General features: G+C 73.0%; 22 protein-coding genes. 9 read left to right on the top strand and 13 right to left on the bottom strand.

Annotation, left to right across the window (positions count from 1 at the left end; translation table 11 throughout):
- Positions 1-14 precede the first annotated feature (14 nt).
- From OG432_RS01850 to OG432_RS01840, 3 genes are all read right to left on the bottom strand, one after another.
- Positions 15-1004: a hypothetical protein gene (locus OG432_RS01850; RefSeq protein ID WP_328307005.1), complete on the bottom strand. Its 990-nt coding sequence runs from the start codon at positions 1002-1004 to the stop codon at positions 15-17.
- A 167-nt stretch (positions 1005-1171) separates the two neighbouring features.
- Entirely contained in the window at positions 1172-2185 is a 1014-nt protein-coding gene (locus OG432_RS01845; protein WP_328307003.1) for a zinc-dependent alcohol dehydrogenase, read from the bottom strand.
- Positions 2182-3342 carry a mandelate racemase/muconate lactonizing enzyme family protein gene (locus tag OG432_RS01840; protein WP_328307001.1) on the bottom strand — a complete coding sequence of 387 codons (1161 nt, stop codon included), beginning with the start codon at positions 3340-3342 and terminating at the stop codon, positions 2182-2184. Before OG432_RS01840 ends, OG432_RS01845 begins: the two co-directional genes overlap by 4 nt.
- 275 nt (positions 3343-3617) lie before the next feature.
- Between OG432_RS01840 and OG432_RS01835 the strand changes: the two genes are divergently transcribed.
- The 4 genes from OG432_RS01835 (at position 3618) to OG432_RS01820 (ending at position 9327) form a co-directional block, all read left to right on the top strand.
- Entirely contained in the window at positions 3618-6851 is a 3234-nt protein-coding gene (locus tag OG432_RS01835; RefSeq protein ID WP_328306999.1) for an amidohydrolase family protein, read from the top strand.
- 189 nt (positions 6852-7040) lie between these two features.
- Positions 7041-7721 (top strand): ABC transporter permease, encoded by a 681-nt coding sequence (locus OG432_RS01830; protein WP_328306997.1) that lies wholly within the window; start codon positions 7041-7043, stop codon positions 7719-7721.
- A complete protein-coding gene (locus tag OG432_RS01825) occupies positions 7718-8392 on the top strand; it encodes an ABC transporter permease (RefSeq protein ID WP_328306995.1) in 675 nt (224 codons plus the stop codon). Before OG432_RS01830 ends, OG432_RS01825 begins: the two co-directional genes overlap by 4 nt.
- Positions 8389-9327, top strand: a complete 939-nt coding sequence (locus OG432_RS01820; protein ID WP_328306993.1) for an ABC transporter substrate-binding protein — start codon at positions 8389-8391, stop codon at positions 9325-9327. The genes OG432_RS01825 and OG432_RS01820 overlap by 4 nt, the downstream gene beginning before the upstream one ends.
- Positions 9328-9361: 34 nt before the next feature.
- On the opposite strand, the gene OG432_RS01815 is transcribed toward OG432_RS01820, so the two are convergent.
- The 8 genes from OG432_RS01815 to OG432_RS01780 form a co-directional block, all read right to left on the bottom strand.
- The gene (locus OG432_RS01815) at positions 9362-10036 is read right to left on the bottom strand and encodes an esterase/lipase family protein (RefSeq protein WP_328306991.1); all 675 of its coding nucleotides are present in this window, start codon (positions 10034-10036) and stop codon (positions 9362-9364) included.
- A 167-nt stretch (positions 10037-10203) separates the two neighbouring features.
- Positions 10204-11364 (bottom strand): ABC transporter ATP-binding protein, encoded by a 1161-nt coding sequence (locus OG432_RS01810; RefSeq protein ID WP_328306989.1) that lies wholly within the window; start codon positions 11362-11364, stop codon positions 10204-10206.
- Between the two features lie 127 nt (positions 11365-11491).
- Positions 11492-12988 carry a sensor histidine kinase gene (locus tag OG432_RS01805; protein WP_328306987.1) on the bottom strand — a complete coding sequence of 499 codons (1497 nt, stop codon included), beginning with the start codon at positions 12986-12988 and terminating at the stop codon, positions 11492-11494.
- A gap of 12 nt (positions 12989-13000) precedes the next feature.
- The gene (locus OG432_RS01800) at positions 13001-13735 is read right to left on the bottom strand and encodes a response regulator transcription factor (RefSeq protein ID WP_328306986.1); all 735 of its coding nucleotides are present in this window, start codon (positions 13733-13735) and stop codon (positions 13001-13003) included.
- Positions 13736-13773: 38 nt separating this feature from the next.
- Positions 13774-14406, bottom strand: coding sequence for a DUF5666 domain-containing protein (locus OG432_RS01795; protein ID WP_328306982.1), 633 nt, complete (start codon positions 14404-14406; stop codon positions 13774-13776).
- A 5-nt stretch (positions 14407-14411) separates the two neighbouring features.
- Positions 14412-15623, bottom strand: coding sequence for an ABC transporter permease (locus tag OG432_RS01790; RefSeq protein WP_328306980.1), 1212 nt, complete (start codon positions 15621-15623; stop codon positions 14412-14414).
- Positions 15620-16468, bottom strand: a complete 849-nt coding sequence (locus OG432_RS01785; RefSeq protein WP_328306978.1) for an ABC transporter ATP-binding protein — start codon at positions 16466-16468, stop codon at positions 15620-15622. Before OG432_RS01785 ends, OG432_RS01790 begins: the two co-directional genes overlap by 4 nt.
- Entirely contained in the window at positions 16465-17859 is a 1395-nt protein-coding gene (locus tag OG432_RS01780; protein WP_328306976.1) for an efflux RND transporter periplasmic adaptor subunit, read from the bottom strand. The genes OG432_RS01785 and OG432_RS01780 overlap by 4 nt, the downstream gene beginning before the upstream one ends.
- Positions 17860-18138: 279 nt before the next feature.
- Between OG432_RS01780 and OG432_RS01775 the strand changes: the two genes are divergently transcribed.
- Positions 18139-18783 (top strand): hypothetical protein, encoded by a 645-nt coding sequence (locus tag OG432_RS01775; protein WP_328306975.1) that lies wholly within the window; start codon positions 18139-18141, stop codon positions 18781-18783.
- 689 nt (positions 18784-19472) lie between these two features.
- On the opposite strand, the gene OG432_RS01770 is transcribed toward OG432_RS01775, so the two are convergent.
- Positions 19473-20900 (bottom strand): alkaline phosphatase family protein, encoded by a 1428-nt coding sequence (locus tag OG432_RS01770; protein ID WP_328306973.1) that lies wholly within the window; start codon positions 20898-20900, stop codon positions 19473-19475.
- 255 nt (positions 20901-21155) lie between these two features.
- Here OG432_RS01770 and OG432_RS01765 point away from each other — a divergent pair, with 255 nt between their 5' ends.
- Positions 21156-21992 carry an enoyl-CoA hydratase/isomerase family protein gene (locus OG432_RS01765; protein ID WP_328306971.1) on the top strand — a complete coding sequence of 279 codons (837 nt, stop codon included), beginning with the start codon at positions 21156-21158 and terminating at the stop codon, positions 21990-21992.
- A gap of 87 nt (positions 21993-22079) precedes the next feature.
- On the opposite strand, the gene OG432_RS01760 is transcribed toward OG432_RS01765, so the two are convergent.
- Complete coding sequence (locus OG432_RS01760; protein WP_328306969.1) at positions 22080-23006, bottom strand: SDR family oxidoreductase; 927 nt, start codon at positions 23004-23006, stop codon at positions 22080-22082.
- Positions 23007-23411: 405 nt separating this feature from the next.
- On the opposite strand from OG432_RS01760, the gene OG432_RS01755 reads away from it, so the two are divergent.
- The 3 genes from OG432_RS01755 to OG432_RS01745 are packed head-to-tail and all read left to right on the top strand — an operon-like array spanning position 23412 to position 26673.
- Entirely contained in the window at positions 23412-24380 is a 969-nt protein-coding gene (locus OG432_RS01755) for an NADPH:quinone oxidoreductase family protein (protein ID WP_328306967.1), read from the top strand.
- The gene (locus OG432_RS01750) at positions 24377-25558 is read left to right on the top strand and encodes an acyl-CoA dehydrogenase family protein (RefSeq protein WP_328306965.1); all 1182 of its coding nucleotides are present in this window, start codon (positions 24377-24379) and stop codon (positions 25556-25558) included. Before OG432_RS01755 ends, OG432_RS01750 begins: the two co-directional genes overlap by 4 nt.
- A complete protein-coding gene (locus tag OG432_RS01745) occupies positions 25555-26673 on the top strand; it encodes an acyl-CoA dehydrogenase family protein (protein WP_328306963.1) in 1119 nt (372 codons plus the stop codon). Before OG432_RS01750 ends, OG432_RS01745 begins: the two co-directional genes overlap by 4 nt.
- The last annotated feature ends 199 nt before the right edge of the window (positions 26674-26872 follow it).

Below are 26872 nucleotides of genomic sequence, written 5' to 3'. Positions count from 1 at the left end.
GCTGCGCATGGTCATCAGTCCTTCGGGTTCGCGGAGAAACGGGTGAGGGGGCCGGGGAGGCGGGAGCCGAGCGGCGACATGCCGCCGTCCGCCCCGTGCCGCGCCAGCAGGTCGAGCACGAGCCGGCCCCGGCGGACGCGCTCGCGTGCGGTGTCGAGCGCGGCGTCCCGCAGGTGCGCGCCGTACGGGTAGATGCCGGGCGCCCCGGACAGGCCGAACTTGAGGTACAGCGGGGCCGCGCGACGGATCAGCTCCGCCGCCTCGTACATCCGCACGTAGCCGCCCAGGTCGTCCGGTGCCTCGACATACAGATCCAGCGGCGCGCCCGACAGCCGCCGGATCTCCGTGAGATGAGTGAGCGTCAGGTCGGAGGGCACATTGACCGAGTCGGCGCCCAGCTGTTCGTAGACCGCGAAGGAGGCGGGGTTGACGGGGCCGATCAGCGCCGAGACCTTGAAGGTGGTGTCCGCGGGCAGCGGGCCCCGCTCGCGCAGCCGGTGCAGGGTCCACAGCACCCCCTCGTCGGCCACGAGCAGACACCGGACGCCCAACTCCGTTGCTCGCAGCGCGTCTTCGACGCACCCGGCGAACGCGTCGTGCCCCCGGGCGCGCAGCCCCGCGCCGCCCGAACTGCTGCGGGTGGAGCCGCCGGTGTCCCAGGTGCCGCGCGGGCCCGTGAAGAGGCAGAGCTCGATGTCGCGGGCCGCGCAGGCCCCGGCCATCTCGGTGATCTCGGCGTCGGAGAGCATCCACACGCCGCTGCCCTGGCTCACGCGGTGCACCGGCACGTCGAGCCGTGCGGACTCCTCGAGGACCACGGCGAGCGCTTCGGGGCCCTCGACCGACGGGATCTCGGTGCGCCAGGTTCCCCCGTCCGGGAAGGTGTGCGGGGAGGAGTCGGCGGGGTCGTCGGCGGGCGCGGCCAAGCCGAGCGCTGTCAGGGCCCGTTCGCCTGGGCGTCGTGGCCCCGGGGGTGCGGGAAGGGGGGATGATGTGTCGCTCACAGGCGGATTCCTTGCGTGGATGGGCTTTCACGACGTTCGATATGCCGAACGTAGTTCGGGTCGTTGGGCATGGTGGCTCGGTGCTCGGTGCTCGGTGCTCGGTGCTCAGTGGCAGGTGGTGGCGGCCGCCGGCGCGGGGAGGGGTGCCGCCCGCCGGGGGTGGGGGCCTACGGTCTCAGCAGAACCTTTCCGGTCGTGGGGTCGCCCCCGCCGACCAGGGCGAGCGCGTCGGCGTACCGCTCCAGGGGGAACTCGTGGGTGATCAGTGCGGCCGGGTCAAGATGTCCGGTGGTGAACGCCCGCACCGCGAAGGACCACGCAGCCGAGGGGGCGCCGAAGACGCTGCGTACCGTGAGCTGGCTCAACGAGAGGTGCACGGGGTCGATGCCGGTGGCGCCCGGCGCGAACATCCCGGTCAGGACCACGCGGCCACCGCGGCGGGCGAGCAGGGTCGCGTCGGCGGCCGTGCTCGGCGCGCCCGCGGTCTCGATCACGAGGTCGAAGCGGCCGCGTGCGCGGCGGGAGCCCTCCGGTGAGCGGGCCTCGCTCGCCCCCAACCGGACGGCGAGGCCGGCCCGTTCGAGCCGCGGGTCGATCACCGTCAGTTCGCCGGGGGAGTAGCCCGAAACGAGCTGCACGGCGAGCAGCCCCAGCGTGCCCGCGCCCACCACCGCGATCCGCTCGCCCGGCTCGGGGGCTCCGGCGCGCACGGCGGCGGCGGCGACCGCGGCCGGTTCCAGGAGTGCGGCGGCCCGCAGGTCCGCGTCGTCGGGCAGGGGGTGCAACAGCCGGGCCGGGACCACCACATGGTCGGCGAAACCGCCGGGATGTGTGAACCCGGTCTCCGCGTACGGGCCCGCGCACAGCGACGTCTCACCGCACCGGCACCGCGCGCAGGTGCCGCAGGTACGGAAGCCCTCGGCGACGGTACGGCGTCCGACGAGCGCGGGGTCGACGCCCGGCCCCGCCGCCTCGACGGTTCCGGCCCACTCGTGGCCGGGCGTGAGCGGGTAGCGCACGTAACCGGGGTCGCGATGCCCGTCGTGCACCTCGCGGTCGCTCATGCAGATCCCCGCGGCGGCGACCCGCACGACGACCTCGCCGGCACCCGGCCCGGGGCGCTCGCCGACGGCCAGGCGGTGGCTGCCCGGCGCGTCGACGACGATCGCGCGGCTGCTCATCCTCGCGCCCCGGACGGGGCGCGCTTCTCCCAGCCCTCGGCCCAGAGGTCGAACCTGGCCTGCTGCTGGGGGAACGCGGCCGCCGCGTCCACGTCGAGCTCGACGCCGAGTCCGGGCGCGTCGGGCAGCTGGAAGTAGCCGTCGACCACCTGCGGCGCGCCCTTGACGACCTGCTTGATGTCGGCGTCCGCGAAGTCGTTGAAGTGCTCCAGAATCTTGAAGTTCGGTGTGCATCCCGCCACTTGGAGCGAGGCGGCGGTGAGCACGGAGCCGCCCACGTTGTGCGGTGCCACGAGCGTGTAGTGGGTCTCGGCGGTCGCGGCGAGCTTCCGGGTCTCCAGGATGCCGCCGATGTGGCCGACGTCCGGCTGGATGATGTCGGCGCTCTGGGACTCGAAGAGCTCGCGGAACTCGATCCGGTCGTGGATGCGTTCGCCGGTTGCGATGGGCACGTCGACCTTGGCGGCGACCTTCGCGAGAGCCTTGAGGTTCTCCGGCGGCACCGGCTCCTCCAGCCACGCCGGACGGAACGGCGCGAGTTCGTGGGCGAGCCGCACGGCGGTGGCCGGCGAGAACCGGCCGTGCATCTCCAGCATCAGCTCGGTGTCGGGGCCGATCGCGTCCCGTACCGCCTCGATCAACGAGACCGCGTAGAGCGACTGCTGGCGGTCCAGCTCGAAGTGGCCGGTGCCGAACGGGTCGATCTTCAGCGCGCGGTAGCCGCGGTCGACCACCGCTCGGGCGGCCTCGTGGTAGGCCTGCGGGGTGCGCTCGGTGGTGTACCAGCCATTGGCGTACGCCTTGACGCGGTCGGTCACCCGCCCGCCGAGCAGCTGCCACACCGGGACGCCGAGCGCCTTGCCCTTGATGTCCCAGCAGGCCATCTCGATCACGGCGATGCCCGACATCACGATCTCGCCGGCCCGCCCGTAGTCGCCGTACTTCATGCGTCGCACGAGATCCTCGATCGCGAACGGGTCGGAGCCGGCGATGTGGTTGACCTCGGCCTCGCGTAGATACCCCACCAAGGCGTCGGTGCGGCCGAGCATCCGTGTCTCCCCGACACCGCTCAGGCCGTCGTCGGTGTGGACCTGGACGTAGGTCAGGTTGCGCCAGGGCGTCCCGACGACGTGGGTGCTGATTCCGGTGATGCGCAAGGCGGTTGCTCCCGGTGACGTTCGATATTTCGACATGCGTTCGAAATGTTGGCGTGACGGTAATGACGGGCGGCCGGGGGTGTCAATGGGGCGTGCAGGACGGGTTTTTGGGTGATCCACGGGGTGACGCGGGAGCGACGCAGGCGCAACGCTCCCCGGGGCGCCGGCGCTCAGGGCGTCCATCGGCCCACGAGGCCCGTGACGTGCGGTCCCACCCGTGTGGCGGGAATGGCGGTGTTGCCCGTGATCCGGACGGTGCGCGAGCGTGCTGTGTCATGGACCGTGACACCACCGCCTCCGCCTCCCCCCTCACTTTGTCCCGCCGTCAACTCCTCGCCGCCGCGGGCGCCGCCGGGGCCGTCACCGCCGTCGGCGCCGTTCCCGCCCTCGCGGGACAGCGCGCCGGGCTCGCGCTGTCCTTCACCGCGGCCACCAATGGCGCGGCGAGCCTCTCGCCCGACGGCAACCGTCTGATCGCCGAAGTCCAGGGCGTCCTGTGGTCGCTGCGCCGAGCCGGTGGAACCGCCGAGCCCCTCACACCGGCCGGACTCGAACCCACCCGCCCCGTGCACTCCCCGGACGGCACGCTCATCGCGTTCTGCGCCTACCAGGGCGGCGGATACCACATCTGGACCATGCGACCCGACGGCTCCGAGGTGCGCCGGCGCACCGACGGCCCCTGGGACGACCGCGGCCCGGCCTGGTCGCCCGACGGTGCGAGGATCGTCTTCGCATCGGAACGCGGCGGGGACCCGGTGGGCGGCAGCGCGTACCGCGTTCACGTACTGGACCTGCGCTCCGGCGAACTGACCCGCGTCACCGGGCTCCCCGGCCAGGACGGTCCGCTGCAGGACGGCGCCTGGGAGGACTTCGATCCCACCTGGTCGCCCGACGGCCGGCGGATCCTGTTCGTCCGCGCGCGGGCCGTCACCACCCCGTTCGGACTCGGCGTGGACGCCAGAACCGTCGCCGCCGTTTCCGCCACCGGTGCGGGCGCGGTCACCGTCGTGCACACCGAGACCGGGAACGCCCAGGTCATGGCCCCCGCCCTCGCGCCCGACGGGCGTCGCCTCGCCCATCTGCGCACCACCGCCGCGCCCGACGCATCCTGCGTCCTGGTCGTCGACGGCGAATCCGTGCCCGTCACCGGTGACATCGCGCCGGTGCCGCCGCGCTGGTCGGCCGGCGGAGAGCTGCTCCTCACCCTCGACGGACAGTTCACGCTTCTCCGCCCGGACCGCCCGGACCGCCCGGACCGCCCGGACCGCCCGGACCGCCCGGACCGCCCGGCGCGGACGGAGACCATCGCCTTCACGGGGGCGCTGCCCGTCGACCGGCCGCGCTATCGGCTCAAGTCGTACGACCTGGGCGAGGGCCGCGTTCGTCCGGTGCGCGGCATCCACCTGCCCGCGCTCTCACCGGACGGCCGCCGCGTCGCGTTCGCGGCCCTCAACTCCCTGTGGGTCTCCGATATTTCGGGCACGCGGCCGCCGCAGCGGCTGCGCCAGGCCGGCACGACCCGCTATCTGCTCGGCCCGGTCTGGGCGCGCGATGGCCGCTCCCTGCTGTACGCCGACGACCGCGACGGACTGCTCGGCGTCCACCGCCGCGACCTGGCCACCGGCGCCGAGAGCACTGTCGCCACGGGCGGCCGGGTGCACCCCGCGCTCTCGCCCGACGGAAAGCGGCTCGCCGCCCTCGACATGACCGGCCGGCTGATCGTGCGCGACCTCGCGGAAGGGACCGAGCGTGCCCTGGCGGCCCCCCTCGGCGGCGGCGGACTGCCGGGCCGGCCGAGCTGGTCGCCCGACGGCCGCTACCTCGCGCTGTGCGACCGCAACCGGCTCAACCTGCGCTTCCGCGAGGGCTACAACGTCATCCGGGTCGTCGACACCACCACCGGCGCCGACCGCCTGCACGCCGTCGCCCCGCACGTCTGCATCGCGGACCGCTACGACTCGGGGCCCGTCTGGTCGCCCGACGGGCGGTGGATGGCGGTCGTCGTCGAATCCGCCCTCCACCTGCTGCCCGTCGCCCCCGACGGCACCCCGCAGGGGCCTCCGCGGGCCCTCACCACCGAGCCCGCCGACCATCCCTCCTGGTCCGGCGACTCCAGGACCCTGCTCTACCTGTCCGGCGCCCGGCTGAGGCTCATCGGCGTCGACGGCGGCGCCGCGCGCACCGTGCGCGTGGCGCTCGACCAGCGCAGGCCCGAGCCCGCCGACACCGTCGTGCATGCCGGACGGCTCTGGGACGGCACCGGTGAATCGGTGCGCGACGACGTGGACATCGTGGTGCGCGCGGGACGCGTCGTGTCCGTCGAACCCCACCGCAGGCGCGGCGCCCTGCGGACCGTCGACGCGTCCGAACGGACCGTCGTGCCCGGCCTGTGGGACACCCACACCCATCCGTGGCAGAGCACCTACGGCGGACGCCAGACGGTGGGCCAGCTCACCTACGGCATCACCACCGCCGTGTCCCTCGGCGGCTTCGCCTACGAACAGGCCCGCATCCGCGAGGCCGTGGCCACCGGGCAACTCGCCGGGCCGCGCCTGCTGACCACCGGTGAACTGCTCGACGGCTCCAGGGTCGCCTACAGCATGGGGCGCGCCCACCGCACCGAAGCGGGTCTCAGGCGCTCCCTGGAGCGCGGCGCCGCGCTGGACTGGGATTTCGTCAAAACCTATGTCAGGGCGCCCAGTTGGCTCATGCACGAGGCGGCCCGCTTCGCCCACGAGCGGCTCGGTGTGCGCTCGGGCAGCCATCTCATCTCGCCCGGCGTCGAGGCCGGCCAGGACCTGACGACCCATCTGCTCGCCACGCAGCGCGCCGAGTTCGGGCACGCCACCTCGGCGACGGGGCACGCCTACGAGGACGTCGTCGAGATCTACACGGCGCGCGGCGTCGAGTTCGCCCTCATCATGACGCCGTTCACCTCGGCGCCCCTGCTCGGAGCGGACCCCGGCCTCGCCGACGACCCCCGAGTCACCACCGTGATGCCGCCGTGGGACACGGCGACAGTACAGAAGGCGGCGACCGTCCCGCCCACCGACGCCCAACTGGCCACGCTGCGCACGGAGACCGATGTGTACCGCCGCGTGCTCGACGGCGGCGGTCTCGTCGCACTCGGCACGGACCAGCCGCTGGTGCCCGTCGGGCTCTCCCTCCACCTCGGGCTGCGCGCACTGCACCGAGGCGGTCTCTCCCCGGCTGCGGCCCTGCGGACCGCGACCGTCAACCCGGCCCGCCTCTTCGGTCTCGACAAACACCTCGGCACGGTGGAGCGCGGCAAGCTCGCCGACCTCACCCTCGTCGACGGCGACCCGCTCACCGACTTCGACTCCCTGGTGCGCACCACCGGGGTGCTCAGGGGCGGCGTGGCGTACACGAGCGACGATCTGGTCGCCGCGTTCGAACCGCACGAGCGGCATGCGGCGGCGAGCGCCGAGGACTGGCTGGAGGTGGGGCGCCTGATGCGGCGTGACGGCTGCTGCGACGCCGGGCTCTGAGCCGGCCGGGGCCGGGCCGCGCGGGTGCCCCGGCCCCGGAACCGCCAGTGCGTCCCGCTCAGCCGAGAGCGCCGAGTCCCGGCCGCGTTCCCCTCCAGCGTCCCCCCCTTTGCCCGGGTACCACAATCGCTGCCCCGAACAGCCCACCAGGACGCGCGGCCGGTCCGGAGGGCGGGCTCCAATGGACGGGTGACCGCGCCCCCCGACGACTGCCTCGCGCGCAATGACTGGATCTGCGGCGCCTATCTGACGACCCGCCGCCAGATCCTCTGGGACGCCGTCGTCCAGCACCTCCAGCTCACCGCTGTGTCGGTCCTGATCGGCGTGCTCATCGCCGTGCCTCTTGCCGTCGTGGCGCGCCGCTGGCGATGGGCCGCCGGGCCCGTCCTCGGAGTGACCACGGTGCTCTACACCATCCCCTCCCTCGCCATGTTCTCGCTGCTGCTCCCGGTGTACGGCCTCTCCGCCTCCATCGTGGTCGCGGGCCTGGTCCTGTACTCGCTGACGCTGCTCGTACGGAACATCCTGGCCGGGCTGCGCGCCGTCCCCGAGGACACCCGGCAGGCGGCGCGCGGCATGGGCTACGGGCCGGTACGGCTGCTCCTCGCGGTGGAACTGCCGCTCGCCCTGCCCGCGGCGATGGCCGGGCTGCGCATCGCCACCGTCTCCGCGGTGTCCCTGGTGACGGTGGGCGCCATCGTCGGCTACGGAGGGCTCGGCAACCTGATCTACTCCGGCATGAACACCTACTTCAAGGCGCAGGTGCTGACCGCGTCCGTGCTGTGCGTGGTGATCGCCGTGGCCGCCGACCTGGTGCTGCTGGGGATCCAGCGGCTGCTCACCCCGTGGACGAGGGCGGTGCCGTCATGAACACGATCTCCCAGGCCTGGTCGTGGCTCACCTCCGCCGCGCACTGGTCGGGCGAGAACGGGATCTGGAACCGGCTCGTCCAGCACGTCTGGCTCACCGCGCTCTGTCTCGTCCTCAGCTGTCTCATCGCGCTGCCCGTGGCCCTGCTCCTCGGTCACCTCGGCAAGGGCGGGACGCTCGCCGTCAACATCTCCAACGTGGGCCGCGCCGTGCCCACGTTCGCCGTCCTGGTCCTCCTCCTGCTGACGCCGATCGGCGCGTACGGCGAGTGGCCGACCATCATCGCGCTGATCCTCTTCGCCGTCCCGCCCCTGCTGACCAACGCCTACGTCGGCATGCGCGAGGTCGACCGCGACGTGGTGCGCGCGGCCCGGGGCATGGGCATGACCGGCCGCCAGCTCCTGTTCCGGGTCGAGCTGCCGCTCGCCCTGCCGCTGATCCTCACCGGCGTACGCATCGCGGCCGTCCAGCTCGTGGCCACCGCCACCCTCGCGGCGCTGGCCGGCGGCGGCGGGCTCGGCCGGATCATCACCGCGGGGTTCAACCTGGCCTCGACACCTCAAGTCGTCGCGGGCGCCGTCCTCGTGGCGGTGTTCGCGCTCGTCGTCGAGGGGATCTTCGAGGCCGTGCAGCGCTTCGCCCCCCAGTGGGCCAGAGGCGGCTTCGGATGAGGCCGCGCCTGATGCTCGCCGCCCTCGCCCTGACGGCCGTCACCGCCTGCACCACCGGGCCGAGCCTGGAGAAGCAGGGCTCGGTCACCGCGCCGCCCGGCGACAGCAAGCACCTGACGGTCGGCTCCGCCGGATTCACCGAGAGCGACCTGCTGGCGCAGATGTACGCCCTGCTTCTCGACAAGGCCGGATACAGCACGAAGATCCTCTCGGTCACCAACCGGGAGATCTACGAACCCGCCCTGGAGAGCGGCCAGATCGACGTCGTGGCCGAGTACGCGGCGACCTTCGCGGACTGGCTGAACGCCAAGGCCCACGGCGCCGACGCCAAGCCGGTCGGCTCGCCCGACCTGAACCGCACCATGACGGCCCTGCGCTCCCTGGCCACCCCGCGCGGCCTCACCGTCCTCGACCCGGGCCGGGCCGTGGACCAGAACGCCTTCGCGGTCGCGCAGTCCTATGCGCGTCAGCACCGGCTCAAGACGCTGAGCGACCTCGGGGCCTCCAGGCTTCCGGTGCGGCTCGCCGCGGGCGACGAATGTGTCCAACGCCCCTACTGCGAGCCGGGCTTGAAGAAGACGTACGGCATCGACATCACCGCCGTCGACCCCAAGGGCGTGGGAACCACCCAGGCCAAGCAGGCCGTCCAGAGCGGTCAGGACCAGATGGTCCTGACCACCACGACGGACGCCACGCTCGGCGCCTTCGGTCTGGTGCTGCTCGCCGACGACAAGCACCTGCAGAACGCGGACTACATCGTGCCGGTGGTGAACCGCTCGCGGGCGGGCAGCACGGGGGTGACCGGCGCGCTCGACAAGCTCAACACCGTACTCACCACCGCCGACCTCGCCTCCCTCAACGAACAGGTGGACAGCTGGCGCCGGCTCCCCGAGGACGTGGCGCGCGACTACCTCAGGTCCAAACACCTGATCTGAGGGTGCTCCGCCCGATGCCGGCGCCCCAACTGCCCTACTGCTTGAGGAAGTCGAGCACACCCTGCGCGGTGGGCGCGTCCGTCAGGAGGTCGTTGTGGGCCAGGCAGCCGGCGTCGGTGTTGACGGCGCCGGACAGCGGGACACTGCTGTTGGGCAGGATGAAGCCGTCGCAGTCCGACCAGAACGTGGCGTACTTGGTCGCTCCGGGGGTCTCGTCGCCGCTCGCCAGATGGCTCTCCACATAGGAGTTCGGGGTCATGTCCCGGCACCCCTGGTCCCAGATCGCGCACGCCCAGGCCAGGCTCGTGCCGTGGTTGGGTCCGCCGAGCGAGACCAGGTGGCGCACCACGTCGGAACCGCCGCCGAACTTCGCGTACCAGCGGGTGGGGAGGCTGCCCTGGCTGTGCGCGACGATGTCCACCTGTGCCGACCCGGTCTGGGCGCGCACGGAGTCCACGTACGCGGCGAGCTGCCCGGCCAGGACCTCGTTGGTCGACCGGCTGGAGTCGTAACCCCAGGCGAAGAGGTCACCCGCGGGGTAACCCGCCTGCTCGAAACGGTCCTTCATGGTGCCCCAGACGCCGGGGTCGGCGTTGCGGCCGTGCACGAACACGACGGGAACGGGGGCGGGGGCCGCGTCGGCGGCGGGGGCGAGGGCGATCGTGCCGGCGAGCAGAGCGAGCGCGGTGGCGGCGGTTGCGAGGCGCATGGCGGCTCCAGCGGGGATGGGTGCGGGGTGCCCCGAACGAGGGCTACCGGATGGTAACCATGCGCTTCACGGAACGTAAGAGACAGGCGGGCCCAACTTTCGCGGGCCCAACTTTCCACGGTGTGCCCGCGGTTGGCAGGACCCGGAAGCCTGGGGCCCGCCCTCCCTCACACGTCGGCGACCGAGTCGAAGTCGACCTCGGTGCGCTCCACGCCCAGCGCGTCCGCGTCCACCGAACGCCGCAGCGCCTCGTGGAGCTTCGCGGGGGTGAGCACCCCGAGGAAGCGCGCGCCGTCCACCACGGCGACCCAGCCCGCGTCGTACTGGAGCATCTCGCTGAACGCCTGCTTGAGCGGGGCGCCGACCGGGACCCAGGCCTCCATGCGCCGCGCCAGATCGGCGACCGAGCCCGACCCGGCGAGCGAGAGCTCCTCCGCCGCGACCCAGCCGTGCAGCTCGCCCCCCTCGTTGAGCACCACCGCCCAGCGGGCATCCTCGCCGCGCAGCCGGGCCGCGGCCGCTCCCGCGGGCTCGCCCAGGCGCACGACCGGCGGCTGCTCCAGGTCGTCGGGCTCCACCGTCGTGACCGAGAGCCGCTTCAACCCCCGGTCGGCGCCCACGAATTGGGCCACATAGGAGGTGGCGGGCGCGCCCAGGACCGATGCCGGAGTGTCGAACTGCTCGATGCGCCCCGACCCGTACACCGCCATGCGGTCGCCCATCCGCACGGCCTCCTCGATGTCGTGGGTGACCAGCAGGACCGTCTTGCGCACCGTCGCCTGCAGGCTGAGGAACTCGTTCTGGAGGCGCTCGCGCACCACCGGGTCGACCGCGCCGAACGGCTCGTCCATCAACAGCACCGGCGGGTCCGCGGCCAGCGCCCTGGCCACTCCCACCCGCTGGCGCTGACCGCCCGAGAGCTGGGCCGGGTAGCGCGGCCCGTACGTCGCCGGGTCGAGCCCGACGAGGTCGAGCAGCTCCGCCGCCCGCTCCCTGGCCTTCGCCCGCTTCCAGCCGACCAGCGCGGGGACCGTCGCCGTGTTGTCGAGGACGGTGCGGTGCGGGAAGAGCCCCACCTGCTGGATCACGTATCCGATCCGGCGGCGCAGGGTGACCGGGTCGAGCGTGGCGATGTCCTCGCCGTCGACGAGGATGCGTCCCGACGTGGGCTCGATCAGCCGGTTCACCATCATCATCGTGGTCGTCTTGCCGCAGCCGGACGGGCCGACGAGGGTCACCAGTTCGCCCTCCGCCACCTCGAACGACAGGTCGTCGACGGCACGCGTGCCGTCCGGGTACACCTTGCTGACCTGCTCGAACCGGATCATGAATCTACGCTAGGAGCCCCCGGCCCCGCCCGCACTCGGGCCGGGCCGGGGGAGTGGGCCCGAGGCGGCTCCCCGTACGGCATCCCCGTACGGTCCGCCTGCGACTCCCGTACGACTGCCGTGCTGCTCAGGCCGCGCCGGGCAGCACCACTCGGAACACCGCGCCCTCGCCGGGCGCCGTCCTCAGCTCCACCCGGCCCGCGTGGGCCTGGACGAGGGCGGAGGCGATGGCGAGGCCGAGGCCCGCGCCGCCTCCGGTCTGACGGCTGCGGGAGGCGTCCACGCGGTAGAAGCGCTCGAAGACGCGGGCCGCCTGTTCGGGGGCGAGCCCGGGACCCGCGTCGGCGACCTCGATGACGCCGTGCCCGTCCCGGGCGCCGACCCCGATGCGTACGGGGGAGCCCGCCGGGGTGTGGGCGACGGCGTTGCCGACGAGGTTGGCGACCACCTGGCGCAGCCGCGCCTCGTCGCCGAGCACCGGGGCCGGGCCGGGCTGGCCCTCGCCGTCGGGCCCGGTCAGCGTCACCTCGCGCGCCGGGTCGAGCGCCCTGGTGTCGTGCAGGGCGTCCACCGCGAGGGTGCGCAGATCCATCGGCGCGAGCTGAAGCGGACGCTGCTCGTCCATGCGGACCAGGGTGAGCAGGTCCTCCACCAGACCGCCCAGGCGCACCGCCTCGCTCTCGATGCGGGCCATCGTGCGCTTGACGTCGGCCTCGTCGGGCAGCGCGCCCATCCGGTACAGCTCGGCGAAGCCGCGGATGCCGGCGAGCGGCGTGCGCAGTTCGTGGCTGGCGTCCGCGACGAAGCGCCGCATCTGCTTCTCCGACTCGGCGCGCGCCGCGAACGCCGATTCGAGCTGGGCGAGCATCCCGTTGAGCGCGCTGGTGAGCCGGCCGGCCTCGGTGCGTGGCGAGGCGTCCGGCATGCGGTGCGAGAGCGGGCGGCCCGCGGCGATCTCCACCGCGGTCGCCTCGATGCGGCGCAGCGGGCGCAGCCCCGCCCCGACCGCGAACCAGCCGGCCACGCCCAGCAGCAGCGCCACCACGACGCCGATGATCTGGAACGCGGTGGCGAGGTGGTCGACGGTGGAGGAGACCTCCTCCAGGGGCGCGGCGACGACCACCCCGGCCGGCAGCGCCGGATCGCCGCTGTCCACCGGCACGATCAGCATCCGCCAGCTGCCGCCGCCGTGATCGCTCGGCACCTCGAACGGCTTGCCGAGGCGGGCCCGCAGCGCCCGCGCGTCCATCACCGGCCACAGCGGCCGCGGGTCGCCCGCGGCGACGGGCTGGCGGAACTGCTCGGTGACCTTGCCGTCGTCGGTGGCGAAGGCGATCACGTACTGGCTGGGGAGCCAGGCCCGGCCGCCCCCCGTACGGCCGGGCCTGGGTGTGGGGGTGCCCTCGACGCCGACCCGGTGCGCCACCGAATCGCCGAACCGGTTCAGCTGCTGGTCCACCCGCTGGACCAGCTGGGCACGTACGGAACTGAGCACCACGGTGTCGCTCACCGTCAGGCCGAGCGCCACCAGCGCCATGGCGAGCAGCACGAGGCGCGAACGCAGCGACAGCGCGGCGAAGCGGCGCGTCAGCCGCCCGAGCCGGGCCCGCAGATACCTCAGCATGGGGCGGGCACCTCAGGACTGCGGGCGGCGCAGCACATAGCCGATGCCGCGCACGGTGTGGATGAGCTTGGGCGCGCCGTCCGCCCCGGAGTCGACCTTGCGGCGCACATAGGAGATGTACGACTCGACGATGCTGAGGTCGCCGCCGAAGTCGTACGCCCACACGTGGTCCAGGATCTGCGGCTTGGACACCACGCGGTCGGCGTTGGCCATCAGATAGGCGAGCAGCTTGAACTCGGTGGGCGAGAGCGAGACCGGCCGCCCGGCCCGCAGCACCTGGTGGCCCACCGGGTCGAGTTCGAGATCGCCCGCCACGAGGCGGCCCTCACCGCTCGGGCCGCCGGTGCGCCGCAGGATCGCGCGGATCCTGGCGATCAGCTCCTCCAGGCTGAACGGCTTGGTGACGTAGTCGTCGCCGCCCGCCGTCAGCCCGTTGATCTTGTCGTCGACGCCGTCCTTCGCGGTGAGGAAGAGCACGGGAAGATGGTCGGGACCGAGGCCGCCCCCGGCCTCCTCGCGCAGCCTGCGCACCACCGCGAAGCCGGTCATGTCGGGCAGCATCACATCGAGCACCACCAGGTCGGGGCGCTCCTTGGCGACGGCGGCGAGCGCGTCGGCGCCCGTCGCCGCGGAGACGACCCGGAAGCCGACGAAGCGCAGCGAGGCCGACAGCAGTTCCCTGATGTTGGGCTCGTCGTCGACGACCAGCAGGCTCGCCTCGGGCGCGGCCGCGTCCGTCGGGGCCATCGGTTTCCTCCTCGTGGCGGCGTGGGCGGTGGGCGCGGTCAGCCCCGGCTTCCGCCGAATCCGCTCGCGCCGCCTTGGGTGACGGTGGTCGCCGCGACGTCCCCCGAGGCATTCTGGCTGCCGCGGACGGTGACCGTCTGGCCGGGCTGGAGATCGGACACCTTGCCGCTCTTGGACTCGGTGACCTGGGTGCTGCCGGCCGTGGTGACCTTGACGACGTTGCCCTGGGCGTCGGTGACGTAGAGGGTGTTGCCGTCGACGAGCTTCACCGTACCGATGGTCAGGCCGCCCGCCGCGCCCGGCCCCGTCCCCGAGCCCTGGCGCTGGCCGCTCTGCGCGCCCTGACCGGCGCCGAAGCCCTGGCGCTGGCCGCTCTGCGCGGTGCCGCCCCGGGTGGCCGCGGCCGGGGCGCGCTGGGCCGAGGCGGAGCTCCGGTTCTGGTCCTTCTCCACCAGGGCGCCGCCCGCGAAGGCGAGCCCCGCCACCAGGCCGCCCGACAACAGCAGGGTGAGCCACGGCAGTTGGGGTCGCGGCGGAGCGCCGAGCTCGGCCGAGATGTCCCGCGTGTCCGGCGGTTCGGCGAGGATGTCCTCCGGTCCTGCGGCCGCCGTGGGGCGGGCGCTCTCCACAATCTCGGCGTTGCCGAACATGTCCTCTCCCTGTTCGTACATGGGGTTCATTCGTGACGCAGCGCTTCGATGGGCCGCAGGCTCGCGGCGCGGTTGGCGGGATAACCGCCGAAGAACAGCCCGATGGCCACCGCGATGGCGAAGGCCCCGACGACGGATTCGGGGATGATCACCGGCTTGATGCCGGCGATCGTGAAGTGCGAACCGATCAGTCCCGCCGCGACACCGAGCCCGCCGCCGATCAGCGACAGCAGCGTCGACTCGGCGAGGAACTGGCCGAGGATGACGCCCCGGGGCGCTCCGATCGCCTTGCGGATGCCGATCTCGCGGGTCCGCTCGGTCACCGTGACCAGCATGATGTTGGTGATGCCGATCCCGCCGACGAGCAGGGAGATCGCCGCCACCGCGCCGAGCAGCACCGTGAACGTCTTGTTGGTGTCGGCCTGCGTGGTGAGCAGGGACGCCTGGCTGCTGACCCGGAAGTCGAGCGCGGTCGGGTCCTTGAGGCCGTGCCGGCCCATCAGGACGGTGGTGATCTCGCTCTGCGCCGCCGTCGTCGCGTCGGCCGACTTGGCCTCGACGAGGATCTGCCCGAGCGAGCCGAAGCCGGTGAAGGCGTTCTGCACGGTCGGCAGCGGCGCCACCACCACGTCGTCCGGGTCCTGGAAGCCGGTGCCGCCCTTGGCGGCCAGGACGCCGACCACCGTGAACGGTGTGCCGCCGAGCGTCATCTTCTTGCCGACCGGATCCGCCGTGCCGAACACATCGGTGGCGGTGGTCGAGCCGATCACGGCCACCTTGCGCGAGCCGAGCACGTCGTCGGAACCGAAGTAGTCGCCCTTGGCCACCTTGCTGTTGGACGCCTTGAAGTACGCCGGATAGGTGCCGACGACCTGCCCCACCGTGTGCGACGTCCCGTCGTACAGGGCGGTCTGGGAGGTGGTGGTCTCCGGGGCGACCGACTCGACGTGCGGCGCGGATGCCGGATCGGCGAGCGCCCTGGCGTCGTCCACGGTCAGCGGTTTGGTGGCGGTGGCCGAACGGGAACCCCCGAAGCCGCCGCCCGACGACACGGTGAGCGCGTTGGTGCCCAGCTTCTCGATGGAGTCCTTCACGGACTGCGAGGAGCCGTTGCCCACGGCGAGCAGCACGATGACCGCGGCCACGCCGATCAGGACGCCGAGCATGGTCAGGGCGGAACGTACCTTGTTCGCCGCGAGCCCGCCGAAGGCGAAGCGCAGCGTCTCGAACGGATTCACCGACCGCCTCCGACCAGGGAGCCGGCTTCGCGCACGGCCGGTGGCGGGCCGTCGACGGGCGCTTGGCGTACGTCCTCGACGATCCTTCCGTCGACGAGCCGGACGACCCGCTTGGCGTGCCGGGCCACCTCGTCCTCGTGGGTGATCAGGACGATGGTGCGCCCCGCCGCGTTCAGCCGGTCGACGACGGCGAGCACCTCCTCGGTGCTGTGACTGTCGAGGTTGCCGGTCGGCTCGTCCGCGAGCAGCATCGCGGGCGCGGTGACCAGGGCGCGGGCGACCGCCACCCGCTGCTGCTGGCCGCCGGAGAGCTCGTTGGGGCGGTGGTCCATCCGGTCGGCGAGCCCGACCAGGGTGAGTGCGGCCTCGGCACGCCTGCGCCGCTCGGCCGGCTTCACCCCCGCGTACGCGAGCGGCAGCTCGACCTGGGCGAGCGCCGGAGTGCGCGGCACCAGGTTGAACGACTGGAACACGAAGCCGATCTTTCGGTTGCGGACCAGCGAGAGCTGGCGCTCGTCGAGCCCGCCGACGTGGATGCCGTCCAGGAGGTAGCGGCCGGAGGTCGGCACGTCGAGGCAGCCCAGGATGTTCATCAGGGTCGACTTGCCCGAGCCGGAACTGCCCATCACGGCCACGAAGTCGCCCTGCTCGACGACCAGTTCGACCCCGAGGGCCGCCCCGCTGACCGGGTCCACCGGACCGCTGAGCGCGTGCACGGCCGCGTCACCCCGGCCGTACGTCTTGATCAGCGAGCGCACTTCGATCACCGGCGCCGGGGACCAGGGTCCCGCGTCCGCGGGCTCGGGCGGCGCCGCGGTCCTGCGCGGCCACAGCGGCGGCGTCATCCGCGGCCACCCCCGCCGCCACCACTGGCGCGGAAGCCGCCGCCGGCCCCGCCGCCACCGGTGCCGCCGGTGCGGGTGCGCGCTCCACCGCCGCCGAGGCCGCCGGGGAAGGCGCCGCTGGGGAACCCGCCGTTGCCCGTCGCCGACACGCTGGCCAGCTGCACCTTCTCGCCCTCGCTCAGGCCGCTGAGGATCTGGTCCGAGCTGTCGCCCTCAAGACCGACCGTGACGGCGGTCCGCTCGGTGCTGCCGTCCGCCCTGACCACCGTCACGGTGCGGTTGGCGCCGGTGCCGCTCACCGCGGCCGTCGGCACCGACAGGGCGCCGGACGCCTCGCCCGTGACGACCTGGATGCTCGCGCTGAGCCCGGTGCGCAGGTCGGCGGTGGGGCTGGTGATGGCGAGGGTCGCCGCGTACTGCACGGCGCTCCCCGAGCTGCTGCCGTTGCCTCCGCCGGAACCCGAGCCGCTACTGACGGGCAGTGAACTCACCGACAGGACCTTGGCGTTGAGCGTCCGGCCGGATTCGGCGTTGAGCGTCACCGTGGCGGGCTGGCCCGGCTTCAGCTTGAGGGCGTCGGCCTCGGAGAAGTTGGCGCCGACCTGCATGCCGGACGGGTTGGTGAGGACCACGAAGCCGGACAGGGCCGACGAGGAGGAGCCCGAACCCGAGCTGCCGGAAGCGGAGTTGGAACCGGAGCCGGAACCACCGCCGGAGGCGCCGCCGCCCCCGCTCGTGGTGGTGCCGCCGGTCCCGGAGACGGTGTCGCCCTTCTTGGCGGACACCGATGCCACGGTTCCGGAGACCGGAGCCTTCAGCGTGGTCCCGTCCACCGCCCGCTGCGCCGCGTCCACCGCGTTCTGGGCCTGGGTGAGCTGGGCCTCGGCCTGGGCGAGCTGAGCGGGATCGACTGTGGGGGACGCGGCGGGCGCGGGGGCGGTGCCGGCCGCGCCGCGCGCCGAGGATCCCCCGCCCGAGCCGGTGGCGGTGCTCGAACTCGCCTGGCCCTCCTGCACCTTGGTGAGGTTGGCCCGCGCCGCCGTCAGGGACGCCTCGTCCTGCGCGAGGGTCTCTCTGGCCGCGGTGGCGTCCACCTTGCCGAGCACCTGGCCCGCGGTGACCTTGTCGCCCGGCTTGACGTCGACCGCGGTGAGTTTGCCGCCGGTGGTGAAGTTCACCCCGGCGTCGCTCGGCGAGGCGAGGGATCCCGAGCCGGACACGGTGGCGAGGACCGTGCCCTTGGTGACCGCCACGCTCTTCGCGTCGCTCCGTGCGGGAGCGCTGTCGTGGCTGGTCACCGCCGCGTAGGCGCCGCCGGCGCCCGCGAGGACGGCCACACCGAGCACCGAGTTGATCAGGACGGCTTTGCGCCGTCGTGGGAGCACCTTCATGCCGCCGGATCCTGGCCGCCCGCACTTTGGAACCCCTGGGAGCTTCCTGGGAGTTCCCTGGGAGCGGTGGGGTCCACGAATCTTCTCATTCGAGGATGAGAGGTACGAATCGGTCCACCCTGTGTGTCCCAGGAGCCCCGCGAGGCGCGGCGGGTTCAGGAAACTCCCAGCTCTTCCCCCGGAGGCACCCACCCCTGTGCGGTTCAGTCATGGGTCGCCGACGGCGTGCACACTCCAGCGGGGCCGTCGTCCGCCCAACGTACCGAGGAGACAACGGACATGACCTGGACCAAGCGTCGGCCCGCCACCGCGCGCACCGCGCTCGCCGTGCGGGCCGCCGTCTCCACCGCCGCGCTCGCGGCGTGCGGCCTGCTGCTCGCGGCCTGCTCGTCCTCGGCGTCACCCTCCGCGCAGGCGAAGCCGTCCGGGTCGGCGTCCTCGTCGTCCTCCGCGGCCAAGGGCATGGACGCCTACCGGCAGTGCCTGGCGCAGCACGGCGTCACGATGGCGCCTAGGCCCGCCGGAAGCGGACGGCCGAGCGGGTGGCCCAGCGGGCGTCCGAGCGGGCGGCCGTCGGGTGGCGCCCGGCGCCCCGGCGGGGGCGGCGGCTTCGGTGGTTTCGGCGGCGGGGCCTCCGCCGACCCGGCCCAGCGTCAGGCCGCACAGGCGTGCGCGAGTCAGCGCCCGCAGTTCAACGGGCGGGGCGGCGGGGGCGACAGCACGGCGATGAAGGCGTTCACCAGCTGCCTCAAGGACCACGGCGTGGTCCTGCCCTCAGCGTCTCCCGGCGCCGGGGGCGGGGGCATGCGCGGGCTCAACACCTCGGACCCCAAGTCCGCCCAGGCCCTCCAGATCTGCAAGGCGCTGCTGCCGCAGCAGGGCCGCTCGGGTGCGGCCGCCCCCTCTTCGACGCCAACTCCCTGACGGGACGCGGATCGGAGGGAGGGACTGCGTCGGCCTGCGGCCCCGCTCGGGTCGCATCGGCGGCAGTTGGCAAATCGGCCGGCCCCGGCGGCCGCGGATGACAAGACTGCACTCGTGCAACCTCTGCCGCCGCCCGGCCCGCTCCCTCTGCCGGCCGTGGACCCGCGTGTGCGCCGGGCTGTTCTCGACCATGCGGGCATGCACGCCCTGGTGACCGACCTGGTGCTGCCCGGCGACGCATCGATGTACGTCATGAGCACGCTGGAAACGGCCCGTGAACTCATCCGGCACTCCTCCTACCGGTACGAGTTCGCCACCGTCGCCGTCACGCACTCCCTGTTCGCTCTGGAACACGTCCTGGCCGAGCGGTGGCGATCGACGCACCACTCAAGGGCCTCATCGAGCATGCCGGCGACGCGGGCCTCATCACGGCCGAGCTCGCCAGTACTGCGCGTCCTACTTCGCGAAACTGCGGGCGATGGCCAGGCTCGCAGCAGCCCGCTCCCTCCCCACCGCGCGGTGACCACGGCCCTTGCCCGAGGGCCTTGTCCAGGGCGGGCCGCCGGGGCGGCGCCTGCCACCGCTAGCCGGTGCCGGTGCCGGTGCCGATGCGGTGTCAGAGGAGCACCGGCACAGCGGGTCTCCGCCCGAGCAGCGGGCCGGCTGCTCGGGCGGGTGGGCGCGGGGAGCTATACGTGCGGGCGGTGGCCGCGTTCCTGCTGGGGGAAGGACTGGTTCGCGCCCGGCAGGGTCGGCTTCGGCAGGGTGGCCACCTCGCGCTTGGCCTCGGCCAGTTGTTCCGCCGTGTCGTCGGGCAGCTTCGGCGGCTGGGGCGTGCTCGCGCTGAACCGGAAGGCCGAGGTCAGATCGCCGAAGGTGCGACGGCGCCACTCGCTGATGTTGGGCTCCTTGACCCCGGTGAACTGCTCCAGGAACCGCAGAGCCGACGTGTGGTCGAAGGCCTCGCTCGCCACCCAGCCGCCCACCGTCCACGGCGAGATGATGATCGCCGGCACCCGGAACCCGCCGCCGATGGGCAGCCCGCCGATGTACTCGTCCGCGGTGCCCGCCTTCGGGGTCGGCGGGGCCACATGGTCGAACAGGCCGTCGTTCTCGTCGTAGTTGAGGACGAACGCGGTCTTCGCCCACACCTTCGGGTTGGACGCGATGGCCTCGATCTTGCTCGCCACGAAATCGGCGCCCGCGGCCGGAAGGTAGTCCGGGTGCTCCGACTGGTAGCTCGTCGGCATGATCCAGGAGACCGCCGGGAGCCGGTCGGCACGGGCGTCGTCCTCGAAGGTGCCCACGGGCTGCGGGCGCACCCCGCGCTCGTACAGCGGGGAGCCGGGCTTGGCGTCGCGGAAGGTCTGGAACTGTTCGAGGACGTTGCAGCCGTAGTCGTCGTCCTGCTGGTAGACCTTCCAGCTGACGCCGGCGGCCTGGAGCCGTTCCGCGTACGTCGTCCACCGGTACGGCGTGGGGGCGGTGTTGTTGATCACCGGACCGCCCTTGGTGCCGGCCGCGTCGATGCTCGCCGTCATCCAGTACAGGCGGTTGGGCCAGGTCGGGCCGAGGACGGAGCTGTAGTAGTTGTCGCAGATCGTGAAGGTCTCCGCGAGCGCGAACTGGAACGGGATGTCCTCGCGCGTGTAATAGCCCATCACATAGGGCCCGTTGACGCCGTCCGCCTTGCGGTGCGCGGGCAGCCACTGGTCCATCTTCCCGCCGTTCCACGCCTGGTGCTGCACGGCCCAGGCGTGGCTCGTGGACGGGATGGCCTGGGCGCTCGTGCTGTGGGTGTCCAGGTGGAACGGCAGCAGGTAGCCCTTGGGGTTCACCGTGTCGGGCTGGTAGAACACCGATCGCCCGTTCGCCAGCTTGAGGGCCTGGGGGTCGCTGAACCCGCGGACGCCGGAGAGGGTGCCGAAGTAGTGGTCGAAGGACCGGTTCTCCTGCATCAGCATGACGACGTGCTCGATGTCGCGCAGCGAGCCGCGGCGCGGCGCTCCCGCCGCGACGGCCTTCTGCACGCTGGGCGGCAGCAGGGAGAGTGCCGCCGCCCCTCCGAGTGCTCCGGCTGCCGACCCAAGGAGTCTGCGTCGTGTCAACTCGGCCATGAACGCCCCTTCCAGAGCTGTCGGTTGAGACCAGTGGCGTGGACCTGTGCGTCAGTCTTGCGTCGTCCGGTGTGGCGCGGTGGAGGGAACCGGTGAACACGAGCCCAACGAAGTGCAAGGGCTTGACCAAGCCCGGGGCGGAGCCTCACCCGTCTCGCACGGCGTCACCTCCCGCAGGGGATGCGCCGTACGGGGAAGTCCCCTAGTCTCGACAACTGACCTGACGGATAGTCAGCATAGGCAGGAGGAGGGGTGATGATCGACACCCTGGACCGGCGGGTCGCCGAGGGCGAGGAACGCATCACGCTCGACGTCACCGACGGAGGCATCGGCGTCCTCACCCTGTGCCGGCCGGACAAGCTCAACGGATGGAGCTGGGAGTCCAGCCGCCAACTGGGCCTGCTCGCCGACCGCATCCGCTTCGACGAGTCGGTCAGGGCCGTGCTGCTGCGGGCCGAGGGGCGGGCCTTCTGCGCCGGGATCGACGTCAGCGCCCCCGGCGGCGCCATCACGGGCCGCTCGCCGGCCGACCGCACCCACCAGTACTACGAAGGCATCCGCTGGGCCCATGAGCGCTTCGCCGCGTTCGCGCGACTGCCCCAGCCCGTGATCGCCGCGGTCCAGGGCTACTGTCTCGGATTCGGCTTCGAGCTCGCCCTGATGGCCGACATCAGGATCGCCGCGCAGAACGCCGTGTTCGCGCTGCCCGAGACGGGCATCGGGGTGGCTGTCGACGCCGGCGGTGACCTGCGGATCGCGCGCGACGCAGGCGCCGGCTGGGCCAAGCTGCTGGCCCTTACCGGCCGCCGCATCGACGCGGCCACCGCCGAGCGCATCGGGATTGTCCAACAGGTCGTACCGGTAGGAGAGTTGGAGGAGTCCGCGCGGGCCGTGGCGGCCGAGGTCGCGGCCAACGCGCCGCTCGCCGTCCGCGCCGTCAAGCGCGACATCGACGCGTTCGCCGACGCGGGCCTCGCCGAGGCCCTCGACCGTACGGCCCTGTCCGCGGCGCTCACCCTCACCTCCGAGGACGCCCGAGAGGGCTACGCCGCCAAGGCCGCCAGGCGGCCGCCCTCCTTCGACGGGACGTAGGACGAACGCCCGGCGACCTGCGTTCCCGTGCCCGTCCCGGGAGCTCCGTTCCTCCGCCCGTCCCGGGAGCTCCGCTTCCGTGGCGGGCTACGCGCCGAACGGCCCGCGTCCCAGCTGCTCCCGCACGCTGCTCACCGGCGGCGCCACCAGCGCGCGCCGCTGCCAGTTCGCCCCGTCGACCACCAGCGTGTGGCCGCTGATGAAACGCGCGTACGGCGAGGCGAGGAAGGTCGCGGCCCAGCCGAGTTCGCGGGGCAGGCCAACCCTCAACGCGGGCTGGCGCAGCGGTAGTTCGCCGCTGTCGTCGGCCCGGTCGAGGCTCGCGCGGACCGACTCCGGCAGATCGGGGTGCGGCATCAGGCCCGGCACGAGGCCGTTGACCTGGATGCCGTAGGGGCCCCACTCCACGGCGAGCGTCTCGACGAGGTTGCGCACGCCCGCCTTGGCCGCGGCGGAGTGAGCGTGTCCCGGCCCGCCGGTCCAGGCGTACGAGGCGCCGATGCTGATGACCGACCCGGGAGTGCCGGCCGCGAGGTGACGGCGGGCGAACTCGCGGGTCATGAACCACGTCCCGGTCAGGGTGATGTCCAGGACCGCCCGCCAGGCGTTCGGCGTCAGGTCCTCCGCAGGGGAGGGGAAATTGGCCGCGGCGTTGTTCACCAGCACGGCGGGGAGCCCGAGGGCCGCCTCGGCGGCGTCGAAGACCTCGGCGATCCGCTCCGGCTCCCTGATGTCGCACACCGCGCACGCCACCCGGCCGCCGAGCGCCGCCAGCTCCCGCTCCGCGGCCTCGAGCCGGTCCGCGGACCGGCCCACGATCATGAGATCGGCGCCGAGCCGCGCGAATTCGGCGGCCATCGCCTTGCCGAGCCCCGACCCGCCGCCGGTGACCAGTACCACACTGCCGGCATACGTGCCCGGCGGCAGCGCGCACGCACCGAGCGCCGGCGGCGCGGGAAGCCCGGGGTGCGCCGGGTGCGCGGGGCGCGGGGACGGTGCGTCGGCGTCGGTCATGACCGCATCCCTACCGGCTGCCGCTCCACATCGCCATGCCCGTGCCACGACCTCCTTGCGCGGGCGGCCCACGGTGGCCCCACGTTCGGCCGGCACGGGCCTGATCCCCGCGGAGTCCAGCCCGGCCGGGTCGGCGTCGCCCCGGCCCCGTGCCCGGATCGTCGATACCGCGGTCGCCTCCTTCGTCCGCAGCTGTCGGGCGGTGTGCCGGGACACCCCCTCACCCCGGTGACCGGCTCGTCCCTGGCCTGCGTGGACGCGAGGGGCCTCCCGCCCGGGGCCGGCCACCGGGCCCCGGATGATTCCCTTGTGGCAAGCGACCGCTTAGTATGCTCGCGAGCACAAGCACAGGAACGTACTCAGCGGTACGCAGCCGTATCGCGCCCGGCGTGTGGAGGCCCCCGAATGCAGGCATGGCGAGTGCACGAGAACGGCGAGCCGGGCGAGGTGATGCGGCTCGAAGAGATCGACCGGCCCGTGCCCGGCGCGGGCCAGGTGCTCCTCAGGGTGCGCGCCGCCAACATCAACTTTCCCGACGCGCTGCTGTGCCGCGGCCAGTACCAGATCCGGCCGCCGCTGCCGTTCACGCCCGGCGTCGAGATCTGCGGGGAGACCGAGGACGGCCGCCGTGTGATCGCCAACCCGGCGCTGCCGAGCGGCGGCCTCGCCGAGTACGTCGTCGCCGACGAGGCGGCCCTGCTGCCGGCGCCCGAGGCGCTCGACGACGCCGAGGCGGCCGCGCTGCACATCGGCTATCAGACCGGCGTGTTCGGACTGCACCGCAGGGCGCGCCTCCAGGAGGGCGAGACGCTGCTCGTGCACGCCGCGGCCGGGGGAGTGGGCAGCGCGGCCGTGCAGCTGGGCAAGGCGGCGGGAGCGCGTGTCATCGGCGTCGTCGGAGGACCCGAAAAGGTCGCCGTAGCACGAGAGTTGGGGTGCGATCTGGTCATCGACCGGCGCGCGGACGACATCGTGGCGGCCGTGAAGGAGGCCACCGGCGGACGCGGCGCCGATGTCATCTACGACCCGGTCGGCGGAGACGCGTACGCCAAGTCGGCCAAGTGCGTCGCCTTCGAGGGGCGGATCGTGATCGTCGGCTTCGCGAGCGGCTCCGTTCCGGCACCCGCCCTCAACCACGCCCTGGTCAAGAACTACTCGATCGTCGGGCTGCACTGGGGTCTGTACGCGCAGAAGGACCCGGCCTCGATCCTCCGCTGCCACGAGCGGCTCACCCGGCTCGCCGCCGACGGCGCGATCAAACCGCTCATCAGCGAGCGCGTCCCGCTGAAGGACGCGGCCGCGGCCGTGCAGCGCGTCGCCGACGGCACGACCACCGGACGTGTGGTCGTCCTCACGGACGGAGCGGACCGATGACCGACGCCGCCGAACTGCGCACCCGTACACGCGAGTTGCTCGTCGCCCACCCGCCGGCCACGACGGAACCGCTCGACTTCCTCAGGGCCCGCTTCGACGCCGGGCTCGCCTGGGTGCACTACCCGGTGGGGCTCGGCGGCCTCGACGCGCCGCGTTCCCTGCAACCCGTCGTCGACGCCGAGCTCGCGGCGGCCGGAGCGCCCGACAACGACCCGCGCCGGATCGGCATCGGGCTCGGCATGGCCGCCCCGACCGTCCTCACGTACGGCACCGAGGAGCAGAAGCGGCGCTTCCTGCGCCCGCTGTGGGTGGGCGAGGAGGTCTGGTGCCAGCTCTTCAGCGAGCCGGGCGCCGGCTCCGACCTCGCGGCGCTCGGCACCCGCGCGGTGCGCGACGGGGACGACTGGGTGGTGGACGGGCAGAAGGTGTGGACCTCCAGCGCCCACCTCGCCCGTTGGGCCATCCTCATCGCCCGCACCGACCCCGCCCTGCCCAAGCACCAGGGCATCAGCTACTTCATCTGCGACATGAGCGACCCCGGCGTCGAGGTGCGGCCGCTGCGGCAGATCACCGGCGAGGCCGAGTTCAACGAGGTGTTCCTCACCGGAGTGCGCATCCCCGACGCGCACCGGCTCGGCGAGATCGGCGCGGGCTGGAAGGTTGCCCAGACCACCCTCATGAACGAGCGGGTCTCCATCGGAGGCATGCGCATCCCGCGCGAGGGCGGCATGATCGGGCCGGCCGCCCGCACCTGGCGCGAGCGCCCGGAACTGCGCACCCGCGACCTGCACGAGCGGCTCCTCACCCTGTGGGTCGAGGCCGAGGTCGCCAGGCTCACCGGCGAACGCCTTCGACAGCAACTCGTCGCGGGACAGCCCGGCCCCGAGGGCTCCGGCATGAAGCTCGCCTTCGCCCGCCTCAACCAGGAGATCAGCGGCCTGGAAGTGGAACTCCTGGGCTCCGACGGCCTGTTGTACTCGGACTGGACGATGCGCAGGCCCGAACTCGTCGACTTCACCGGACGTGACGCCGGCTACCGCTATCTGCGCTCGAAGGGCAACTCCATCGAGGGCGGCACGAGCGAAGTGCTCCTGAACATCGTCGCCGAACGCGTCCTCGGGCTGCCCGCCGAGCCGCGCAACGACAAGGACGTCGCCTGGAAGGACCTGACCCGATGACAGCGCAGACAGCACAGAGCGCCGAAGAAGCCACCGTCGACCTGCTGTACTCCGAGGCCGAGGACGATCTCAGGGCGGCCGTGCGATCCCTGCTCGCCGACCGCGCCGACACCCCGGCCACGCTCGCCCGCGCCGAGTCGGACACGCCGTACGACCCGGACCTGTGGCGCTCGCTCGGCGCGGGCATGGAGCTCGCGGGACTGCTCGTGCCGGAGAAGCTCGGCGGCCAGGGCGCCTCGCACCGGGAAGCCGCGGTGGTCCTGGAGGAGATCGGCCGGGCGGTGGCACCGGTCCCGTTCCTCACGAGCGCCGTGATCGCGACGGAAACCCTCCTCGCGCTCGGTGCCGAGAACACCGAAACGGCTTCACTGGTACGGGAGTTGGCGGCCGGCCATCGGACCGCCGCCCTGGTCGTGCCCTTCTCGGCGGGGCCGGACTCGGTGCGGCTGCCCGTCACTCTCGCCGGGACCGTTTCCGCCGTCGCGGACGCGGCGACCGCCGATGTGCTGCTCGTGCCGACCGGACAGGGCCTGTACGCGCTGGACGCGGCCGACGTCACGACCACCCCGCTCACCCCGCTCGACCTGACCCGACCGCTGGCCGCCGTCACCCTCGACGGTGTGAGCGGCACACTGCTGGCCGGCCCGGACGCCACGGCCGCCGCCGTGCGCCGGGGTCTGCTGACGGGGGCGGGGCTGCTCGCGTCGGAGCAGCTGGGGGTCGCCGAGTGGTGCCTGACCGAGACGGTGGCGTACACCCGCGAGCGCAAGCAGTTCAACCGGCCGGTCGGCTCCTTCCAGGCGCTCAAGCACCGCATGGCGCAGCTCTGGCTGGAGGTCGTCTCGGCGCGGGCCGCCGCCCGCAACGCCGCGGACGCGCTCGCGACCGGCAGCCCCGAGGCGCCGCTCGCGGTGGCCGTCGCCCAGGCGTACTGCGCCCGGGTCGCGGTGCACGCCGCCGAGGAGTGCGTCCAGTTGCACGGCGGCATCGGCATGACGTGGGAACACCCGGCGCACCTCTACCTCAAGCGCGCCAAGTCGGCCCAGATCGCCCTGGGTTCGGCCGGCGAACACCGGGCGGCGATCGCCGGACTCGTGAACCTCACAGCCCCCTGACGACGAGCGCCCCACCCCCACCCACGGCCCCGCCCCGCGCGACGCGCGAGCCGGGGCCGTTTCCCTGCCGGCACCGCATCGGAGGGGCCCGTCCCCCAAACGCCGCCCGCCCGGCCCCCGCCAGGGGCGCGGGGAACCGCGCACACAGCCGCCCACGACCCGCGGCCAAAGTCCTTCCGGAGGGGCTTTGGCCCTCCAG

Origin of the sequence: Streptomyces sp. NBC_00442, from assembly GCF_036014195.1 — a bacterium.
Taxonomy (GTDB): Bacteria; Actinomycetota; Actinomycetes; order Streptomycetales; family Streptomycetaceae; genus Streptomyces.
This window is presented reverse-complemented; position numbering and strand designations above follow the sequence as displayed.